The organism is Blastopirellula retiformator (assembly GCF_007859755.1).
Lineage (GTDB): Bacteria > Planctomycetota > Planctomycetia > Pirellulales > Pirellulaceae > Blastopirellula > Blastopirellula retiformator.
Genome location: NZ_SJPF01000004.1, coordinates 449,690 through 466,887, shown reverse-complemented (window position 1 = coordinate 466,887; position 17,198 = coordinate 449,690). Strand labels below are relative to the sequence as shown.

11 protein-coding genes are annotated in these 17,198 nt (G+C 60.3%); 8 read left to right on the top strand and 3 right to left on the bottom strand.

Features of this window, described 5'->3' with window-relative positions; translation table 11 throughout:
* Positions 1-334: 334 nt before the first annotated feature.
* The 4 genes from Enr8_RS17840 to Enr8_RS17825 all read left to right on the top strand — a co-directional run bounded on the left by Enr8_RS17840 (position 335) and on the right by Enr8_RS17825 (position 4,234).
* Entirely contained in the window at positions 335-904 is a 570-nt protein-coding gene (locus tag Enr8_RS17840) for a hypothetical protein (protein WP_146434057.1), read from the top strand.
* Positions 905-921: 17 nt separating this feature from the next.
* Positions 922-2,856 carry an alpha amylase C-terminal domain-containing protein gene (locus Enr8_RS17835; RefSeq protein ID WP_146434053.1) on the top strand — a complete coding sequence of 645 codons (1,935 nt, stop codon included), beginning with the start codon at positions 922-924 and terminating at the stop codon, positions 2,854-2,856.
* Between the two features lie 147 nt (positions 2,857-3,003).
* Positions 3,004-3,390 (top strand): rhodanese-like domain-containing protein, encoded by a 387-nt coding sequence (locus tag Enr8_RS17830; RefSeq protein ID WP_222434899.1) that lies wholly within the window; start codon positions 3,004-3,006, stop codon positions 3,388-3,390.
* 7 nt (positions 3,391-3,397) lie between these two features.
* Positions 3,398-4,234 (top strand): sterol desaturase family protein, encoded by an 837-nt coding sequence (locus Enr8_RS17825; RefSeq protein WP_146434051.1) that lies wholly within the window; start codon positions 3,398-3,400, stop codon positions 4,232-4,234.
* Positions 4,235-4,338: 104 nt separating this feature from the next.
* Here the strand turns inward: Enr8_RS17825 and Enr8_RS17820 are convergent, their stop codons facing one another.
* On the bottom strand, positions 4,339-7,224 hold the full coding sequence (locus Enr8_RS17820) for a serine/threonine-protein kinase (RefSeq protein WP_222434898.1): 2,886 nt from the start codon (positions 7,222-7,224) through the stop codon (positions 4,339-4,341).
* A 267-nt stretch (positions 7,225-7,491) separates the two neighbouring features.
* Positions 7,492-8,265, bottom strand: a complete 774-nt coding sequence (locus tag Enr8_RS17815; protein ID WP_146434049.1) for an FHA domain-containing protein — start codon at positions 8,263-8,265, stop codon at positions 7,492-7,494.
* A gap of 150 nt (positions 8,266-8,415) precedes the next feature.
* On the opposite strand from Enr8_RS17815, the gene Enr8_RS17810 reads away from it, so the two are divergent.
* From Enr8_RS17810 to Enr8_RS17795, 4 genes are all read left to right on the top strand, one after another.
* Positions 8,416-9,648 (top strand): BaiN/RdsA family NAD(P)/FAD-dependent oxidoreductase, encoded by a 1,233-nt coding sequence (locus Enr8_RS17810; protein ID WP_146434048.1) that lies wholly within the window; start codon positions 8,416-8,418, stop codon positions 9,646-9,648.
* A gap of 190 nt (positions 9,649-9,838) precedes the next feature.
* Positions 9,839-10,711, top strand: coding sequence for an HDOD domain-containing protein (locus Enr8_RS17805; RefSeq protein ID WP_186767725.1), 873 nt, complete (start codon positions 9,839-9,841; stop codon positions 10,709-10,711).
* A gap of 346 nt (positions 10,712-11,057) precedes the next feature.
* Positions 11,058-12,074, top strand: a complete 1,017-nt coding sequence (locus Enr8_RS17800; RefSeq protein ID WP_186767724.1) for a leucine-rich repeat domain-containing protein — start codon at positions 11,058-11,060, stop codon at positions 12,072-12,074.
* Between the two features lie 284 nt (positions 12,075-12,358).
* Positions 12,359-13,177 carry a CBS domain-containing protein gene (locus tag Enr8_RS17795; protein ID WP_146434036.1) on the top strand — a complete coding sequence of 273 codons (819 nt, stop codon included), beginning with the start codon at positions 12,359-12,361 and terminating at the stop codon, positions 13,175-13,177.
* 204 nt (positions 13,178-13,381) lie between these two features.
* Here Enr8_RS17795 and metH read toward each other — a convergent pair whose 3' ends face one another.
* The gene (gene metH / locus Enr8_RS17790; protein WP_146434033.1) at positions 13,382-17,101 is read right to left on the bottom strand and encodes a methionine synthase; all 3,720 of its coding nucleotides are present in this window, start codon (positions 17,099-17,101) and stop codon (positions 13,382-13,384) included.
* Between the last annotated feature and the right edge of the window lie 97 nt (positions 17,102-17,198).

The following is a 17,198-nucleotide window of genomic DNA, read 5'->3' as shown; positions in this document are numbered from 1 at the left end:
GCCAGATCCGTGGGCCGAATATCGCCTGAAGTAAAGAATTCGGCGCTTCCCGCAGGCGCCGATGCGTGAAGAATGAAGGCTGTTGTGTTACTGTACAAGTTTATACTAAAGGAGGGGCGGCGCGTCAACCATTTTTGGGGAGGGGCTGCTGGTTAAGCAGGCCAGTACCGCGTAAACGCTCGCTTTCGAAGTTTTTAGGGGAAACCCTTAATTGTAGTGGTATCGCCTTCGTCCGCCGTTACAATGGCGACGACTCGGATGGAAATCGTCTGGGTTTCACCCACACCTCCTGCACGACGAGCTCTCACTCACCCAGGACTATAGGAGTGAAACGGTGTTTACGATTCTCTTGCAAGCGTTGCTGACCGAAACGCATGGGCAAAGCGTCGAACTTTGCACTAGCGTCGACGATTGGCAGAACAACCCGGTCCAGGGGATTTACGACGTCGCCCGGAAGGCCTGGGTCTTTCAACTAGAGACGGCTCGCTACGAAGGCGGGTTTGCGTTCAAGTTCTTTATCATGCCGAACCGGTGGCAGGACGATCCCAACCTACAACTGCGGGCGGCTAGCGGCCCGGGCGACAACGCCGCCGACGTCGTTCAAGATGGCAGAGTTTATCCCTACGTCCTGGCGAAGCTGCCGTGGCAAGATCCTGCTTTGACGCGACCGCCGGTCGAGTTGGGGCGCGTGCAGCAAAAGTTGTTTCCCAATAACGTCGATCCGAATTTTGAGTTCGATGTGATTGTGATCGGCTCGGGGATGGCGGGCGGAACGGTCGCCCCCGTCGTCGCCCGTCAGGCTTTGATGAAAATGGATCTGACCGCGAAAGCGGACGTTCCCGTCGTTGACGCTCAGCAGGTAAGCGAGCTGATTAAGCGAATGGACGCAACATTTGACGTATAGCAACTGGGGATCGCAACATGTTGATCGAAGATCCGATTGATCCGAACTCGCTGCCGATGGGCGCCAACATGGTCGCCGACAAGTCGGGGGCGACGTTTCGCTGTTGGGCGCCGCGGGCCAAGGGCGTTTATCTGCGGGGGAGTTTTGATGGTTGGGTTGACGGCTGGAAAGAGCCGCCGCCGGCCGAAGCGAAGCTTTTTCGGCATGGCGACTACTGGGCTTGCTTCGTCCCGAACGCGAAGGATGGCGATCACTACAAGTTTTGGGTCGACGGCGAAGGAAGCTCCGGTTGGAAGCGTGATCCGTATGCCCGAGAGTTCACCCGGAACTGGCCCGATAGCGATTGCATCTTGCGCGATCCCGACGCCTTCGTCTGGCACGACGGAGACTATCTTCCGCCGGCGTTTAACGACTTGATCATCTATCAACTGCACGTGGGCGTCTTCAACGGCCCCAATCGTCCAAGCCGCGTCGCCAAGTTTTTCGATCTGCTGGGCAAGCTCGATTATCTGAAGGCGCTGGGGATCAACGCCGTCAAATTGTTGCCGGTGGTCGAGTTTAAAAACTCCCGCAGTTTGGGATACGAGGGCACCGACATCTTCTCGCCCGAAATGGATTACACGGTTCCTCCCAACGAGTTTGCAACCTACCTGCCGCTGGTCAACGGCCTGCGCAATCGACATGGACTGCCGTCGCTGGTCGAGCAAGACTTGGAGAGCCAATGCGATCAATTGAAGATCGTGATCGAGCTGTTCCATCTGAACGGCATCGCGGTGCTGCTGGATGTGGTCTACAACCACGCCGGCGGCAAGGTAAAGGACGATCCGCAGAGCCTCTACTTTTTTGATCGGGCGGCCGGCGTCAATCCGAACGACAGCTTGTATTTTACCGATCAAGATCATACCGGCCCGGTGTGGGCGATTTGGAAAAGCGAGGTCCGGCAGTTTCTGATCGACAACGCGGTCTTCTTTATCAACGAATACCACTTCGACGGTTTTCGCTACGACCAGGTCAGCGTGATCGTTGATCAAAACAGCAACGATGGCTGGAAGTTTTGTCAGGACCTGACCAACACGGTTCGGTTTACCGATCCGTCGGCGGTGCAGATTGCCGAATTTTGGGGCGTCGACCCGTTTGTGGTCCGCTTCCCGGAGCATGGCGGCGCTGGGTTTGACGCCAGCTGGCATGATGGAATTCGGACCAGCGTGCGCGATGCGGTCCATTCGGCCAGTTTCGGCGCCTCGTCGCAGCTTGATCTGGACCGCGTCCGCAACAATCTGTGGGCGCCCGGCTTTCTGAATGCGTGGCGAGCCGTGCAGTACCTGGAAAGCCACGACGAAGTTTATCGCGATCGGAACGCCCGGGTTCCGCAACTGGCCGATGGCAATAGTGCGCGGTCGTGGCATGCCCGCAGTCGATCGCGGGCGGCGGCCGGGCTGTTGCTCACTTCGCCGGGCATCCCGATGATCTTTATGGGGCAGTCGTTCCTGGAAGACAAACGGTGGGCCGACGACGCCGGCAATCATGCGGATTTGCTGATCTGGTGGGAGGGGCTCGACTTCGGCCGCGATCCGCACATGGGCCGTTTCCACCGGTTCTTTGAAGAGCTAGTTTGGCTTCGCCGTAACGAACCTGCCCTGCGCAGCGAAACGCTCAATCCGTTTCACACCAACGCCGGCGACCGGGTTCTCGCCTTCCATCGCTGGGTCCCCGGCGTCGGCCGCGACGCCGTGGTGGTGGTAAGCTTCAATGACGTCGAGTTCTCGGGCTACGAACTCGGCTTCCCGCACGCCGGACATTGGCGCGAGATCTTCAACAGCGACGCCTACGACGACTACACCCCACGCGGCAACGGCGGCGGCATCGAAGCCTTTGGCGGCCACCGCGACGGATTGAACGCCACGGCGCGGATCACGATTCCGCCGAACTCGGTGTTGGTATTTGGGGGGTAGTCCAAGTAGGTCAGGCCGAGGGCAAGCTTGCGTTTGAGGTTGCCAGGCGGCTTGCTCGCCCTAGCGCAGAACGCTCCGCAATCTGCTACCCTGGACTTGTCCTCCCCTGCTCTTTTCTCCGCACCACAAGGCATATCGATGCGCACCATGCTTCACCTCCCTGCCCTGCTTGTTCTCCTGCTGGCTGCTTCGGCAAACGGGGCCGAACCAACGACTCCTTCGCTGGCCGAGGTGCAGAAATCGCTGCAAGAGGAAAAGGGGATCTTGCTCGATGTTCGCGAGCTGCGGGAGTGGGAAGCGGGGCATCTGCAGGCGGCGCAGTCGTTGCCGCTCAGTGAGCTGAAAGGCGCCGAGGCGGAGGCGAAGCTGAAGTCGCTTCCCAAAGACAAGTTGATCTACACTCACTGTGCGGTTGGCTATCGGGCGGGCGTGGCGGCCAAGTTGTTGGCCGAGCAAGGTTACAAAGTGCAGCCGCTGAAGACGAGTTATCAGTCGCTGGTCGAAGCGGGCTTTGCCGAAGCGGTGAAGGAGTAGCGGCGGCGTGGTAAGTGAGGCGCCTGCTTGGGCGGTCTATGCCAAGCCAAGCGTCACGCTGCTGACGCTGGCGGTGTTGTGGACCTGGGAGTCGATTCATCCGCTGGTCACGCGGGGCGACGGCCGCCTGGTTCATGCAGGCCGGAACGTTGCGGTTTCACTTTTGAATACGGTCGTGCTGGCGGTGACGTTTTCGGCCGTGACGGTCGGCGTCGCTCAACTGGCCGAAGTGCGGCAGTGGGGACTGCTGAACTGGGGAAACGTGGCGACGCCGCTGCGGTTTGGGTTGGCGATTCTGCTGCTCGACTTCTGGATGTATCTGTGGCATCGGCTGAACCATGGCATTCCCCTGCTCTGGCGATCGCACCGGATGCATCATGCCGACCTGGCGATGGACGTGACGTCGGCGACCCGGTTTCATCTGCTGGAGCAATTGGCGTCGGCCGCGCTGCGGCTCGGCGTGATCTTGCTGCTGGGGATCGCGATGCTGGAACTGCTGATCTACGAGACGCTGGTGGTGGCGATCACGATGTTTCACCATGCGAATATCTCGCTGGGCCCGCTCGATCGGCCGCTACGATGGTTGATTGTGACGCCGCGGTTTCATCAGATTCATCATTCGCGAATTCGCGTCGAGACGAACTCGAATTACTCGGTTTTGTTTTCGTGGTGGGATCGAATCTTCGGCACGCACCAGATGCGCGGCGAGGACAAGCCGGTCGACTATGGGCTCGATCAGTTTGACCAGCCGCAGTGGCGCACGTTGTGGGGGATGTTGCGGATGCCGCTTGAGAAGTTGGAGCGGGAGGAGATGGAGCACGGAGAGCACGGAAAGACACGGTAGGAAAAGACACTTGGCGCCAAGATCTTATCTGACCGTGCCCTCCGTGTTCTATTCTTCTTGAGCAGGGCCGCGGCAGGCACGGCCTGCCCTACGACTCGACTGCCCTACTCGACATCGTCGCCGTAGAGGATCATGCCGATGGCGAAGAGGGAGACGCCGATCGCGCCGGCCAGGTAGCCGGCGTGTAGTTTTTCGGTCACGTCCGGGATGCCGAAGCCGGCGGCGAACAGGATTACCGCGGCGGCTGGCCAAGCGAACAGGCTGAGCCGCCACGAGCCGAAGAAGGCGGACGCCAACAGCACCAGGCCGGCGACGCCGGTCGAAAAGCTGGAGAAGAACCGGGACAGGTCGCTGGTCAGCATCGGCAGCTCGAGCGGCTCGTAGGTTCGCTTCATGTCGAGGGCAGTGGTCAAGTCGCCGCTGAGCAGATGGTTTTGATGCAGCCACAAGACGCAGCCGCTCAAGAGAATCGCGCCAACGAGGATGCGTAGTGGCGCGCCGGTCAGAAAGGAGAGCGGCATCGTCGCCATTTCCTTCAGCGAAGAGATCGACGACGCCGGCTTGGCGGTGCGGCCCTCTTGCAACATCTGTTTCTGGCGGCTGCGGCGGAGCTGCGCGGCCTTGCGCGGGTCGAGAGGGCCGGCGTCGGGCTCGTAGGCCGTTTCCCGCTGATGGATCGCCTCGTCGATCATTGCCTGGGCGGCCTGGGCGGCGATCGCGTCCGCTTCTTCTTCGGTGGCGCCTTCGGCCTGCAGGCGTTTCGACTCGATCGCGGCCAGATGATGGCGCTGCTGCGATTCCTGTGCGGCGCGAATGCGGCGATCGCAATAGCGGATGATCGGATCACGCCAGGCGGCGAACGTTTTTTGTTTCTGGTCACCGCCGGTGCGGCAGGCGAAGTCGCGGGCATGGAGCTTGGCCTGGTAGCCGAACAACGCCTCAAACGGCTCTTCCCAACCGTCGCCAGCGTACTTGGCGACGAAGCTGCGAATATCCGCCTCGTCGAGTCCCCGCAGGCGTAGCGATTTGAGGAGCTGCTCAATCTGCTCGAGCGCCGGTTCGCGCTGTTTCTGCAGCCGTCGATCAACCGCAAAGTAAAACGTGGCCGCGGCGCCGATCGCGAGCACCGCTCCGCCAATTGCAGCGAGCAACGTACCGGTCGCTAGTAGAAACAGCGTCGTCAACATCGCGGCGCCCAAGTATTTGAGCCAATCGAGCAGCGAGGACGAATAGAGAAACTCCCGCAGTTTGCGATAGAGGAAGTTGCCCGACAGCAGGCCGGAGATCGTCAGGTAAGCGAGCGGCGTCGCAGCGGCCATCGTCAAGGCCGCGACGAAAACGCCCCCCATGCCAAACAACAAACTGCCGAGCATCGTGGCGACCAAGATGCCGGCCGCGGCCAGGCAGCATGACTTGCGCAGTGGCCCGGCCGATGCGGCATTGAAGCGGTTGATGCCTGCTTCCAGCATCTCGACATGCTGTTGTCCGGGCGAGAACGAGCCGGTCGGGCTCATGCCCAGATACTCTTCTAGCTTGCGGATTACCTCGACCAGGCTGGCGGCTCGGTCATCGGGCTCTTTGGCAACCATCCGCATCGTGACGTCGGCCAGCTGTTTCGGCACATGCTTGGCGACGGCGTCGGGACGGACGATTGGCTGCTCGAGATGTTTGGTGATCACTTCTAGCGCGGTGGCGCCATCAAAGGGAGGTCGCCCGGTCAGTAGCGCGTAGAAGGTGCAGCCGAGCGCATAGATGTCGGCCCGGTGATCGACGCTCGACGCGTCGCGGGCTTGCTCCGGCGGCATGTAGGCAGGCGTGCCCATCGACATGTTGGCGATGGTGCTGCGGACGCTGCGTCGCTTTAGCAGCTCTTGGTCGACCTCACTATTGGGCGTTTCTTCTTCGTCGGGCAGTTTGACCAGGCCGAGATCGGCCACCTTGACCACTCCCTGATTGTTGAGCATCAGGTTGTCGGGCTTCACGTCGCGATGAACGATGCCGCGCTCGTGGGCGAACTGCAGACCGCGAGCCGCCTGGAGGATGTACCCGACGGCGACGTCGCGATCGAGCCGGCCGGTTTCTTTCAAGTGGGCGCCCAGCGATTGCCCGTCGACCAGCTCCATGCTGAAGAAGTGGGTCCCTTCGTCTTCTCCCAGGTCGTAGATCTGGACGATGTTGTGATGGGTTAGCTGGGCGGCGGCGTACGCTTCGCGGGTGAAGCGGGAGATGAAGACGGGATTCGAAGCCCACTTGGCCTGAATCGTTTTGACGGCGACATCCCGATCGAGCGACTTCTGCCGAGCCAGATAAACGGCGCCCATCGCTCCTTTTCCCAGAAGGCGGATCAAACGATAACCGGCCAGCGACTGCGGCATTGGTTGCTGAGGCTCGGTTTCCTCTTCGTCCGCTTCTTCGGGCAAGACGGCGGCCGTGGCGAGCGTAGGAAGCGCCACGTCAGGTTCGGTCGGTCGCTGCGGCAGGGGCGCCGAGACAGGCGTCTCTACCGGCGAGCGTTCTTCCACTTCTTCTTCATCGTCGAAGTTGGGGCGATTGAGGACCGGGTGGTCGTCTTCTTCCTCCGGCTGATCGTCCGGCGTGAAGTGGGTTAGCGCGTCGTCGTCGGCGGTCGGCAGCGAGAACTCATCGCCAGTGAACGTGGTGAAGGCATCGCTGTTTCCATTGCTTGTGTGACCGTTGCTTGCCGACGGGGCAGGCGGTTCGTCGTACTCTTCTTCCAAGCGGGCCGCCACCGGCAGAGTCGCTGAAGCGTCGACGGCGGTGGCGTTGCTGCTTTTCTTCTGCATTCCCAACGCCTGACGCAGCTCTTGGCGGATCTCTTTCAGCGTTTTGACGACCACTTCTTCGTCGGCGGCGTCATCGGTCGGCACGCCGATGTAGAACAGCTTTTTGCAGCTGCGGCACTGCGGGCGATAGTGTCCCTCGGCGATGTTCGTCACTTCCAGCGACGTGCGACAATGAGGGCATTTCAACCACATAGGTCATTGGCCAAAGATGACTTGGGCGCCAGTTTGCGCGCGGATTGATGAAGGAGCGACGTCTGAGTCGCCTAGAATAATTGACGAGCGTGAAGAACGCGTGAAGCCTAGCTGCCTGTTGAAAAATGCCATCGTGGTATTTTCCAACCTCGCCAGGCTCAGAGCGTAGCTCTTCGCGGCTCGCAAAATAACGACTTACGTCGTTATTTTGGGATCGCATCCGTGCGATCCAGCAGCCCGTTGAGAAAATCAACGGCCTGCCTAGGTGACCGTCAGCGAGAACCTCTGCTCGCCGCAATGAAAGTAACCGCCGCGGCCAATATTCAATTCTCGAATACGAAGCCAGATGCCGTTTAGCGATTTGGCGTCGTCGATGATCCACCGCCCTTGCTTATCTTGGTAAATGCGGGCATGTTGCGGACTGACGGTCGGATCGTTGACCAAAATCGAGCATTGCACCGGATCGCTGCCAATCCAGTGTTCCTTCTTGGTTAGCTTGTGACGTTTCCCGTTGCCGTCGTAATTAATTTCCTGCAGGCAAGGGACGAGTTCGTCCATTGCTTCCTGGGCGACGTCCAGCAGTTCTTTTTCGCCCTGGATCGTGGCGCCGACATTGCCACCGCCCCGGGGCGGGATTTGCCCAAAGCGTTTGCCGCCGATCATCATCACCTGGTTCGGCTTGACGATGATCTGCGTCGCCCGGACGAACGTGCCGTTGGTCGAGCCCAAGTCGCGGAGCACCCAGTCAAAGCCGCCGGGATGCTCGCGCCGCACTATTTCTAGATGCCGGCTAGAAATTTGGCTGTCGTGGGGGATGATGAGATCCCCTTCGGTTCGCCCGATCACAAACGACGATTTGCGGATGCGGATCAGGTCGCCGGTTTCGGCGCCGTCGTCATAGACGATCAGCTTGGCCATCGGCGGCCGCAGGGTCGGGCGATACCGGGCGACCGCAGGGCTGTCGCGCTCGTCAATCAGGTCATCTTCTTCGCCAATGCCGAACAGGGTCGACTGTCCTACCGGTTTCGATTCCATGGTTGCGTGCTGACGGTGAAGCGAGGTTGAATTTTCGGCGAACGAGTTGTCGGCCTGAGGTCGATATTTTAGTGACGAAACCGCGCGGGGGGCGGTTCGTTTATCCTGGGTTCATGGTAACTTCATCATTTCGACTTTTGCGGCGGACTTGTGGATCGAGCGGACCTGACAATCATCGGCGGAGGCGCCGCCGGACTGATGGCGGCGATTTGGGCCGCTAGAACCAGCGCCGAGCAGCGAATTGTGGTGCTCGATGGCGCAGCGCGATTGGGGGCGAAGATCTTGATCGCCGGCGGCGGTCGCTGCAATGTGACGCATTACCAGGTAACCGCTGACGACTTTTGCGGCGGCAGTCGTAATGCGATCAAAAAGGTATTGGGGCGGTTTGGCGCCGACGCGACGGTCGAGCTGTTTGCGGAACTGGGCGTTCGCCTGAAGCGGGAAGAGACCGGCAAGCTGTTTCCGACCACCAACAAGGCGCAGACGGTGCTCGACGCGCTGATCAACGAAGCCCGCCGGTTGAACGTCTCGATCTTGACCAAACGCCGCGTCACTCGCCTGGCGAAAAACGAGGATGACGCGTTCGCCATCAGCGGCGAGTGGGGCGAAATCATCTCGCCACGGGTGATTCTCTCGACCGGCGGTAAAAGCGTTCCCAAGACCGGATCGGACGGTTACGGCTGGGAACTGGCGAAGCGACTGGGACACACGCTGACGCCGCGGCTCTTTCCGGCGCTGGTGCCGCTGGTCGCGTCTGACGATTGGCGGCCCAAGGAACTGTCGGGCGTCAGTCTGCCGGCCGAGCTGTTGGTGCATTCTGCGACTGGTAAGAAGTTGCGCATCGTGACTGGCGATCTACTCTTCACACATCGCGGGCTATCGGGGCCGGCGGTGCTCGACATCAGCCGGCATTATCTGGATGCGGTTGAGGATGACCCGCAGACGCAGCTGCGGATCAACTGGTTGCCCGGCACGCCGAGCGAAGCGTTGGACGCAACGCTGCAAGCGCTTGGCTCGGCCAGTTTGCGAAAGCTGCTGCGGGAGAAACTGCCCGCCCGGTTGGCCGACCTGCTGTTAGAGTTGGCCGAGATCGATCTCGAGCGAACCGGCGATCAGCTCGACAAAGCCGCGCGGCGGCGGCTGGTTCGCCTGGCGACGGCGATGCCGACGCCGATCGTCGGCAATCGCGGGTTCGCCGTCGCCGAAGCGACCGCCGGGGGAATTCCGCTCGATCAGATCCAGTTGAAGACGATGGAGTCGCGGGTTTGTCCGGGCTTGTATCTGTGCGGCGAGATCTGCGACGTCGACGGACGGATCGGCGGATTCAATTTCCAATGGGCCTGGTCAAGCGGTTACGTAGCGGGGGTTTCGGCCGGTTCGTAGCGACCGGCGACGCCGCGTCTGGCATAACCGTCATAACCTGCACGCCGTTGGCGGCAAGTAACGGGCGGAAAGCCCCAGCGAGTCGCAAAACGCGATATATCCTTTAGCTATGCCGCATGCGCGTAGGTGGCGGACCGCCTGCGCTAAGCGAGAGCAATGGACCGCAACGGGGAAAAGGAGAGTGGCCGGCATGTCGATGGCGACGCTCAAAGTGTTGAACGAACAGGCGCTGGATATTTTGATTCAGCGCGTGGAGGAGGTCTCGTCCCTGCCCCAAATCGCCATCCAGGCGATGGAAATCGCGAGTAACGAAGAGTCGAGCGCTTCGGACCTGACGGCGGTCATCGAGTGCGACGTTTCGCTCTCTTCACGCGTGCTGAAGTTGGTCAACTCGTCCGCCTTCGGCCTCCGCAACAAAGTGACCAATTTGCAGCAGGCGGTCGCCTACCTTGGCATGAAGCAAGTCCGCAACCTGGCGATTACGGCCAGCGTGAGCGAACTGTTTCAGGGGGGCGACAAGATCGGCCGTTACAGTCGATCGGGCCTGTGGGAGCATATGGTCGCGGTCGGCGTCTCCGCCAGGATGTTCGCCAAGAAGCATCAGATTGGCGAACCCGAAGATGCGTTTATCGCCGGGCTGCTGCACGATCTGGGCATCGTGATTCTCGATCAGTTCCTCAACAGCCGGTTCGAGCTGATGCTGTCGGCGATGACCGCCCAGCAGGTTCAGGTACGCTGGGAGCAGCAGTACTTTGGCTTCGACCATACCGAATTTGGCGAGCGAGTCGCGCGGCACTGGAAATTTCCAGAGTTGGTGATCGATGCGATTCGCTACCACCACACCGCCGGCGTCTATCGCGGTCCTCACTCGCAACTGATCAAAGCGGTCGAGATGGGGAACATGGCGATGACCGAAGTCGGCGTCACGTCGCTGGGCGCCAAGTACAACCGGATGTCGATGGCGGCGCTTAAACAGTTCGATATGACGATCGGCGACCTGTCGCGATTCGCGGAAGAGGCGAAGGCCGAACTGACCAAGTACGATGACTGGCTGGTCAGTTAGAGCAGGCGGTGGTTTGCGTATTGCGGGGGGCCCGGAAACGCCCACTCGCTGCAAAATCCCTTATTTTGCAGCGATTTCTTTCCGTCCGCAGGCCAATCGCTCTAGGAAACTGGGATCTTCCTTGGTGGCGATTATGTTACAGTGCTGGGGCGTCGCCAAGCTTGTCTCGGGAGATGCCGCCTTCAGGGGACCGTCCTCATCTGGCGACGCGACTGGGGAAACTCCGACGTCCCAAGTCGACTTAAATCATGGTGTCGACACTCCTTTCCTTTGCGGACCAGAATAGATGACTGTTTTTGCACGACTACTTCTCGGATCTGTTTTGCTGCTGCCTGCGATTGGCTGCATGCCAAAGCCGGTAGAAGAATTGTCGAAAAAAGATCAGCATCCGTCCGATCCGCCGACCGTCTGGCGGTTGGGGAAGCTGGGCGCGAAGATTTCTCGGTCCAGCGGTGGCGATCCGATCGGCATGGATCTGAGCCGCGTGATCGCGACTGACGTCGACTTTCGCGGGCTTGGCGAAGCGATCACCTTGCGCAAGTTGTCGCTGCAGGACGTCGGCATGACCGATGCGTCGGCGACCGAACTGGCGTCGCTTTACAATCTGCAAACGCTCGACATGCGGGGCGTCGCGGTCAGCGGCGAAGCGCTGAAGTCGATTGGTCAGTTGACCAGGTTGGAACGGCTGCTGTTTCGCGGTCAGGAGATCCAAGACGCTGATCTTGCACACCTGGCCCCGCTGACCAAGCTGAAGGTGTTGGGCCTGGACGAGACCGAAGCCTCGGCGGCCGGGCTCGAACATCTGCCGGAATTGCCGCAGCTGAAAGAGGTCTATCTGTTTAACACGCCGACCGGCGACGAGGATCTGGTCGCGCTGACCAAGTATCCGGCGTTGACCAAGATCCGTCTCCGCGGCAGCCAGGTGACTGGCCAAGGGATGCCGGAGTTGGCGAAGATTGAAACGTTGGAAAGCCTGGACGTCAGCGAGACCGGAGTCGATGACGCCGGAGCGGCCGAGATCGCCAAGCTGACGAACCTGAAAGATCTGAATCTGTGGAAGACGAAGATCACCGACGCCGCGATCCCGGAACTGGCGAAGCTGGAAGCGATCGAGCGGCTGAATCTGGACGCCAACGCCTTGACCGACAAGCATTTGGCCTTGCTCGCCGAATTGCCGAATCTGAAGTGGCTGCATCTCGGTTCGACCGAGGTGACCGACGCCGGCATTTTGGAGCTGGCCAAGTCGAAATCGCTGGAAACCTTGATCGTGACCCGCACCAAAGTGACCGACGAGGGAGCGGCCGCGTTTAGCGCGGTGGCGCCGAAAATTTCCATTCAGCACATCTACATGGTCGAGAATTAGCCGTCAGGGGTGGGGCCAAATCGGCCGTCGCCCGGCTGAGTGCGACCTTGCTCGCCATAACCGTTACGACCGGTCGTCGCCGTTGCGGCACGCGGCCGTAAATCGTGTTATTCGCGACGACGTAACCTCTTTCTGTACCGTGGTCTCCGCAAATTTGGCGAAGCTGCGAAGCGGCCGCTTGCGGCAACTTTCGCATGCTATAGTTTCCTGATGTCGGGGAAATTCCCGACCTTGGCAATCCTGGAAATCACATTTCCCCTGTTCAGGTTCTCATCGTTCCCCCTATGCCTTCACTCGATACCATATCGGAAAAACTGAGCGGCGTCGTCCGCGATGTGATGACGGTAAAGGTGCATACCGCCACGGTCGGTACGCACGTGAAGATCGTCGCTGGACTCATGGCGCGCCATGGTCTGCGGCGGATCATCATTGTCGATGAGAAGAAGCGCGTAATCGGGGTCGTGTCGCAGCGTGACGTCGTACGCTCGATGATGAAGCCGGAAGAGCCGGACGAATTGCCGCGGGAAATTCAGCATCTGATCACGCGCGAACGACCGGTGACCGTTTCGCCCGACGTTCCCTTGGCCAAAGCGGCCTTGGTGTTGGCGACCAACAAGATCGGCTGTCTGCCGGTGGTTGGATTGCGGCAAGAACTGCGCGGCGTGCTAAGCACGTCCGACTTGATCCATCACTTGGCCGAAGTGCAGGAAGGCGAGGTCGAAAACTCGTTCCGCATGTACTCGCCCATGAACGAGGCGAAGGTCAAGATTCCGGCTTACATCCGCAAGGTCAACGGCGACCTGGTGATTCCGATGAACAACATCAAGAATCGCAAGGCCCGACTCGACCGCGTGGTGCTCGGCTACGATCCGCCCAGCAGTCGCATCTTGGTGAAGTTCGTCCGCGGCACCGTCGAAGATGCGATCGCCACCAAGATCGCCGACAGCAACCTGGTCATCCCGGCGCACGGCTTCGTGCGGCACTTCGACCTGATTGGCAAGTCATCAGCGTTCGACGTGGTCGACCACAACGAAAGCAAGTTCTTGGTGCTCTCCCCCAGACAGTCCGGCGACAACCAGGCTCCGGGGCCTGGCTCGACGTAGAAAACTATGGGCGCCATTGCCATGGCTTCGCGTGGCAATGTATGCGTTTTCCAGGACGTAGGCTGGGTCGAGACCCCGCTCTTCCATCATCCCGTGTGCCACTGCTGGACAAGCCAGCAGTAGCACACGTTCTTGGAGTTAAGTCGTCGTTGCCAAGTCGAGCCTTGGCGCCTTGGCAGGCACGGCCTGCCCTACCCTTCGCTTTTACGCTTCGTCGGGGTCGTAGCCCAGGTTTGGCGCCAGCCAGCGTTCCATTTCGGCCAGGGTCGTTCCTTTGCGTTTGGCGTAGTCGGCGACTTGCTCGCGGGTCATTCGGTCGACGGCGAAGTACCGTGAGTTCGGATGGGCGAAGTAAAGGCCGGAGACGCTGGCCGCCGGCATCATCGCCATGCTTTCGGTCAATTCGATCCCGGCGTTCTTCTCCACTTCCAGCAGATCGAATAGCTGACGCTTCTCGGTATGGTCAGGCTGCGCGGGGTAGCCGGCCGCCGGACGGATGCCGCGGTACTGCTCGGCGATCATCTCTTCGTTGCTCAGGTTCTCATCGCCGCCAAAGCCCCAGTCGGTGCGGGCCTTGGCGTGCAGCCATTCGGCGAACGCTTCGGCCAGACGATCGGCCAGGGCCTTGGTCATGATCGAGTTGTAGTCGTCATGATCGGCGTCGAACTTGCTGGCCAGGTCTTGGCAGCCGATACCGGTCGTCACCGCAAATCCGCCGAGGAAATCCTTGCGGCCTGAGTCGATCGGCGCGATATAGTCGGACAGAGCGCGGAAGTCTTTTTGGCCTTTGCGTTCCCATTGTTGCCGGATGGTGTGCATGCGGCCGATCTCGGTCTTCCGCTCATCGTCGCTATACAGGACGATGTCGTCGCCGTCGCTGTTGGCGGGCCAGAAGGCGTAGACGCCGTTGGCGGTAAACAACGCTTCGGCGACGATCTTGTCGAGCAGCGCGTTGGCGTCTTCGTACAGCTTTTTCGCTTCGACGCCGACGTACGAGTCTTCAAAGATCTTCGGGAACTTTCCTTTCAGTTCCCACGACATGAAGAACGGCGTCCAGTCGATGTACTGGCGCAGTTCGGCCAGCGAAACCTTCGGCAGCGTTCGCACGCCGAGGAAGCTGGGAGTGCGAATGTCGACCGCCAGCCAATCGGTGGCGAACTTGTTGCGGCGGGCATGTTCCAGCGAAACGAGCTTCACCTCTTGCCGTTTCTTGTACGACGCGACCAGGTCGGCCTGCAGTTGCCGGTTCTTCTCGATGAAGTCGGCCTTCATGTCTTGGCTGAGCAGGCGATCGACCACGCCGACGCTGCGCGAAGCGTCGAGCACATGGACCGTCGTGCCATGATAAGCCGGGGCGATCTTCACCGCGGTATGCTTGGCGCTGGTGGTGGCGCCGCCGATCAAGAGCGGAATGTCAAAGCCGGCGGCTTCCATCTCTTTGGCGACGTGGACCATTTCGTCGAGGCTCGGCGTGATCAAGCCCGACAGGCCGATCGCGTCGACGCCATGCTGTTTGGCGGCGGCCAGGATCTTGTCGCAGTTGACCATCACGCCCAGGTCGATCACCTCGTAGTTGTTACAGCCCAAGACGACGCCGACGATGTTCTTGCCGATGTCGTGGACGTCCCCTTTGACGGTCGCCATCAAGATCTTGCCGCGAGCATCTTGCGCCGCTTCGCCGGCCGCCGCTTTCTCTTCTTCCATAAACGGCAGAAGGTAAGCGACCGCCTTCTTCATCACGCGGGCGCTCTTGACCACCTGGGGCAAAAACATCTTGCCGGCGCCAAACAGGTCGCCGACGACGTTCATGCCGTCCATCAGCGGCCCTTCGATGATGTGCAGGCATCTCTCGTAGTGCGAGCGGGCCTCTTCGGTATCTTCGACGACGTACTTGTCGATCCCCTTCACCAGGGCGTGCGACAGACGTTCTTGAACGGTTCCTTCCCGCCACGAGAGATCTTCGGTCACCCCTTTGCCGCCTGCCTTGCGGTCTTTGACCGACTCGGCATAGTCGACCAGCCGTTCAGTGGCGTCTTCGCGACGATTGAAGAGCACGTCTTCGATCAAATCGCGCAGCTCTGGTTCGACCTCGTCATACACGGCCAGCTGACCGGCGTTGACGATGCCCATGTCCAGGCCCGCCTTAATGGCGTGGTACAGGAAGCAGGCGTGAATCGCCTCGCGGACGAAGTCGTTACCGCGGAATGAGAATGAGACGTTACTGACGCCGCCCGAGATCATGGCGCCGGGGCAGACCTGTTTGATCTCGCGGCAAGCTTCGATGAAGTTGAGGGCGTAGTTGTTGTGCTCTTCGATGCCGGTGGCGACCGTCAGGATGTTGGGGTCAAAGATGATGTCGCTCGGAGGGAAGCCGACCTCGTTGACGAGCAGGTCGTAGGCCCGCTTACAGATGCGGACCTTATCGTCTTTTTCGACCGCCTGACCGGTTTCGTCAAACGCCATCACGACGACCGCGGCGCCATAGCTGCGCACCAGGCGGGCCTTGGCCAGGAAGTCCTCTTCCCCTTCTTTCAAACTGATCGAGTTGACGATCGGCTTGCCTTGCACGCAGCGCAGGCCTGCCTCGATGACCGACCATTTTGAGCTGTCGATCATGATCGGCACTCGGCTGATGTCAGGCTCGGCGGCGATCAGGTTCAAGTAGCGGGCCATCGCCGCTTCGCCGTCGAGCAAAGCGTCGTCCATGTTGATGTCGATGACGTTGGCGCCGTTGTTGACCTGATCGAGCGCCACCGCGATCGCTTCTTCAAACAGCTCTTCCCGAATCAGCCGGGCGAACCGCCGCGAGCCGGTGACGTTGGTTCGTTCGCCGATCATCGTGAAGTTGGAGGTCGGCAGAATGGTGAACGATTCCTGGCCTGACAGCCGGGTATAGTCGGGAGGCGTCCCGCGCTGACGCGGCGGTTTGTCGCGGACCGCTTCGGCGATCGCACGGATATGGTTGGGCGACGTGCCGCAGCAGCCGCCGACGATGTTGATCCAGCCGTTGTCGGCAAAGGTGGTCAGAGTCGCCGCCATTTGGTCGGGCGTTTCGTCATACTCACCAAACTCGTTCGGCAGGCCGGCGTTGGGATGGCAGCTGACGTACGAGTTGGAGATCGAGGCCAGCTCTTGCACGTAGGGACGCATCTTGTCGGCGCCGAGCGCGCAGTTGACGCCGATGCTGAGCAGCGGGAAGTGCGAGACGGAGTTCCAAAACGCTTCGACCGTCTGACCGCTGAGGGTACGACCGCTTTCGTCGGTGATCGTGACCGAGCCCATCACCGGCATTTCGACGTTGTTATCTTTGAAATACTTCTCGATCGCAAAGAGGCACGCCTTCATATTGAGGGTGTCGAACGACGTCTCGGGGAACAGCAGGTCGGCGCCTGCTTCGGCCATCGCCGCGATCTGCACCAGGTACGAATCGACCAGTTGCTGGAAGGTGATGTTGCGGAAGCCGGGGTCTTCGACCTTGGGAGACATCGACGCGGTGCGGCTGGTCGGACCGATCGAGCCGGCGACGAACCGCCGCTTGTTGGGCGTCTTTTCGTTGAACTCGTCCGCCACCTTGCGGGCCAGCTTGACCGCAGCGATGTTGACGTCGGTCGCCAGATGCGCAAGATCGAACTCTTCCATCGCGACCGGCGTGGCGCCAAAGGTATTGGTCTCGATGATATCGGCGCCAGCTTCCAGGAAATCGCGATGGATCTGCTCGATGATCTCGGGCCGGGTCAGGCAGAGAATGTCGGTGAAGTTCTTCAGGTCTTTGTGGAAGCCTTGGAACTGAGGACCGCGCACCGCGTCTTCATCCAGCTTGTGCCGCTGGACCATGGTTCCCATCGCTCCGTCGAGGATCAGGATCCGCTTGTCGAGTTCGTTGTAGATCAGATGCTGGGGTTTGTTGGGAGTCGCGATCGCCATGCTGTATTTTTTGTGGGCCGCCGGCGGCTGCCGTACGGACTTGGTCAGGGCACTGCTGTCACTAAAGGGAAATTTGTAGCCCTCTAAGTATCCCAGA

What these genes read in the sequence shown, in the direction of transcription:
- Enr8_RS17830 (WP_222434899.1), top strand. Translation starts at nt 3,004, where the DNA reads ATGCTTCACCTCCCTGCCCTGCTTGTTCTCCTGCTGGCTGCTTCGGCA.
- metH (WP_146434033.1), bottom strand. Translation starts at nt 17,101, where the DNA reads ATGGCGATCGCGACTCCCAACAAACCCCAGCATCTGATCTACAACGAA.
- Enr8_RS17795 (WP_146434036.1), top strand. Translation starts at nt 12,359, where the DNA reads ATGCCTTCACTCGATACCATATCGGAAAAACTGAGCGGCGTCGTCCGC.
- Enr8_RS17800 (WP_186767724.1), top strand. Translation starts at nt 11,058, where the DNA reads ATGCCAAAGCCGGTAGAAGAATTGTCGAAAAAAGATCAGCATCCGTCC.
- Enr8_RS17835 (WP_146434053.1), top strand. Translation starts at nt 922, where the DNA reads ATGTTGATCGAAGATCCGATTGATCCGAACTCGCTGCCGATGGGCGCC.
- Enr8_RS17805 (WP_186767725.1), top strand. Translation starts at nt 9,839, where the DNA reads ATGTCGATGGCGACGCTCAAAGTGTTGAACGAACAGGCGCTGGATATT.
- Enr8_RS17815 (WP_146434049.1), bottom strand. Translation starts at nt 8,265, where the DNA reads ATGGAATCGAAACCGGTAGGACAGTCGACCCTGTTCGGCATTGGCGAA.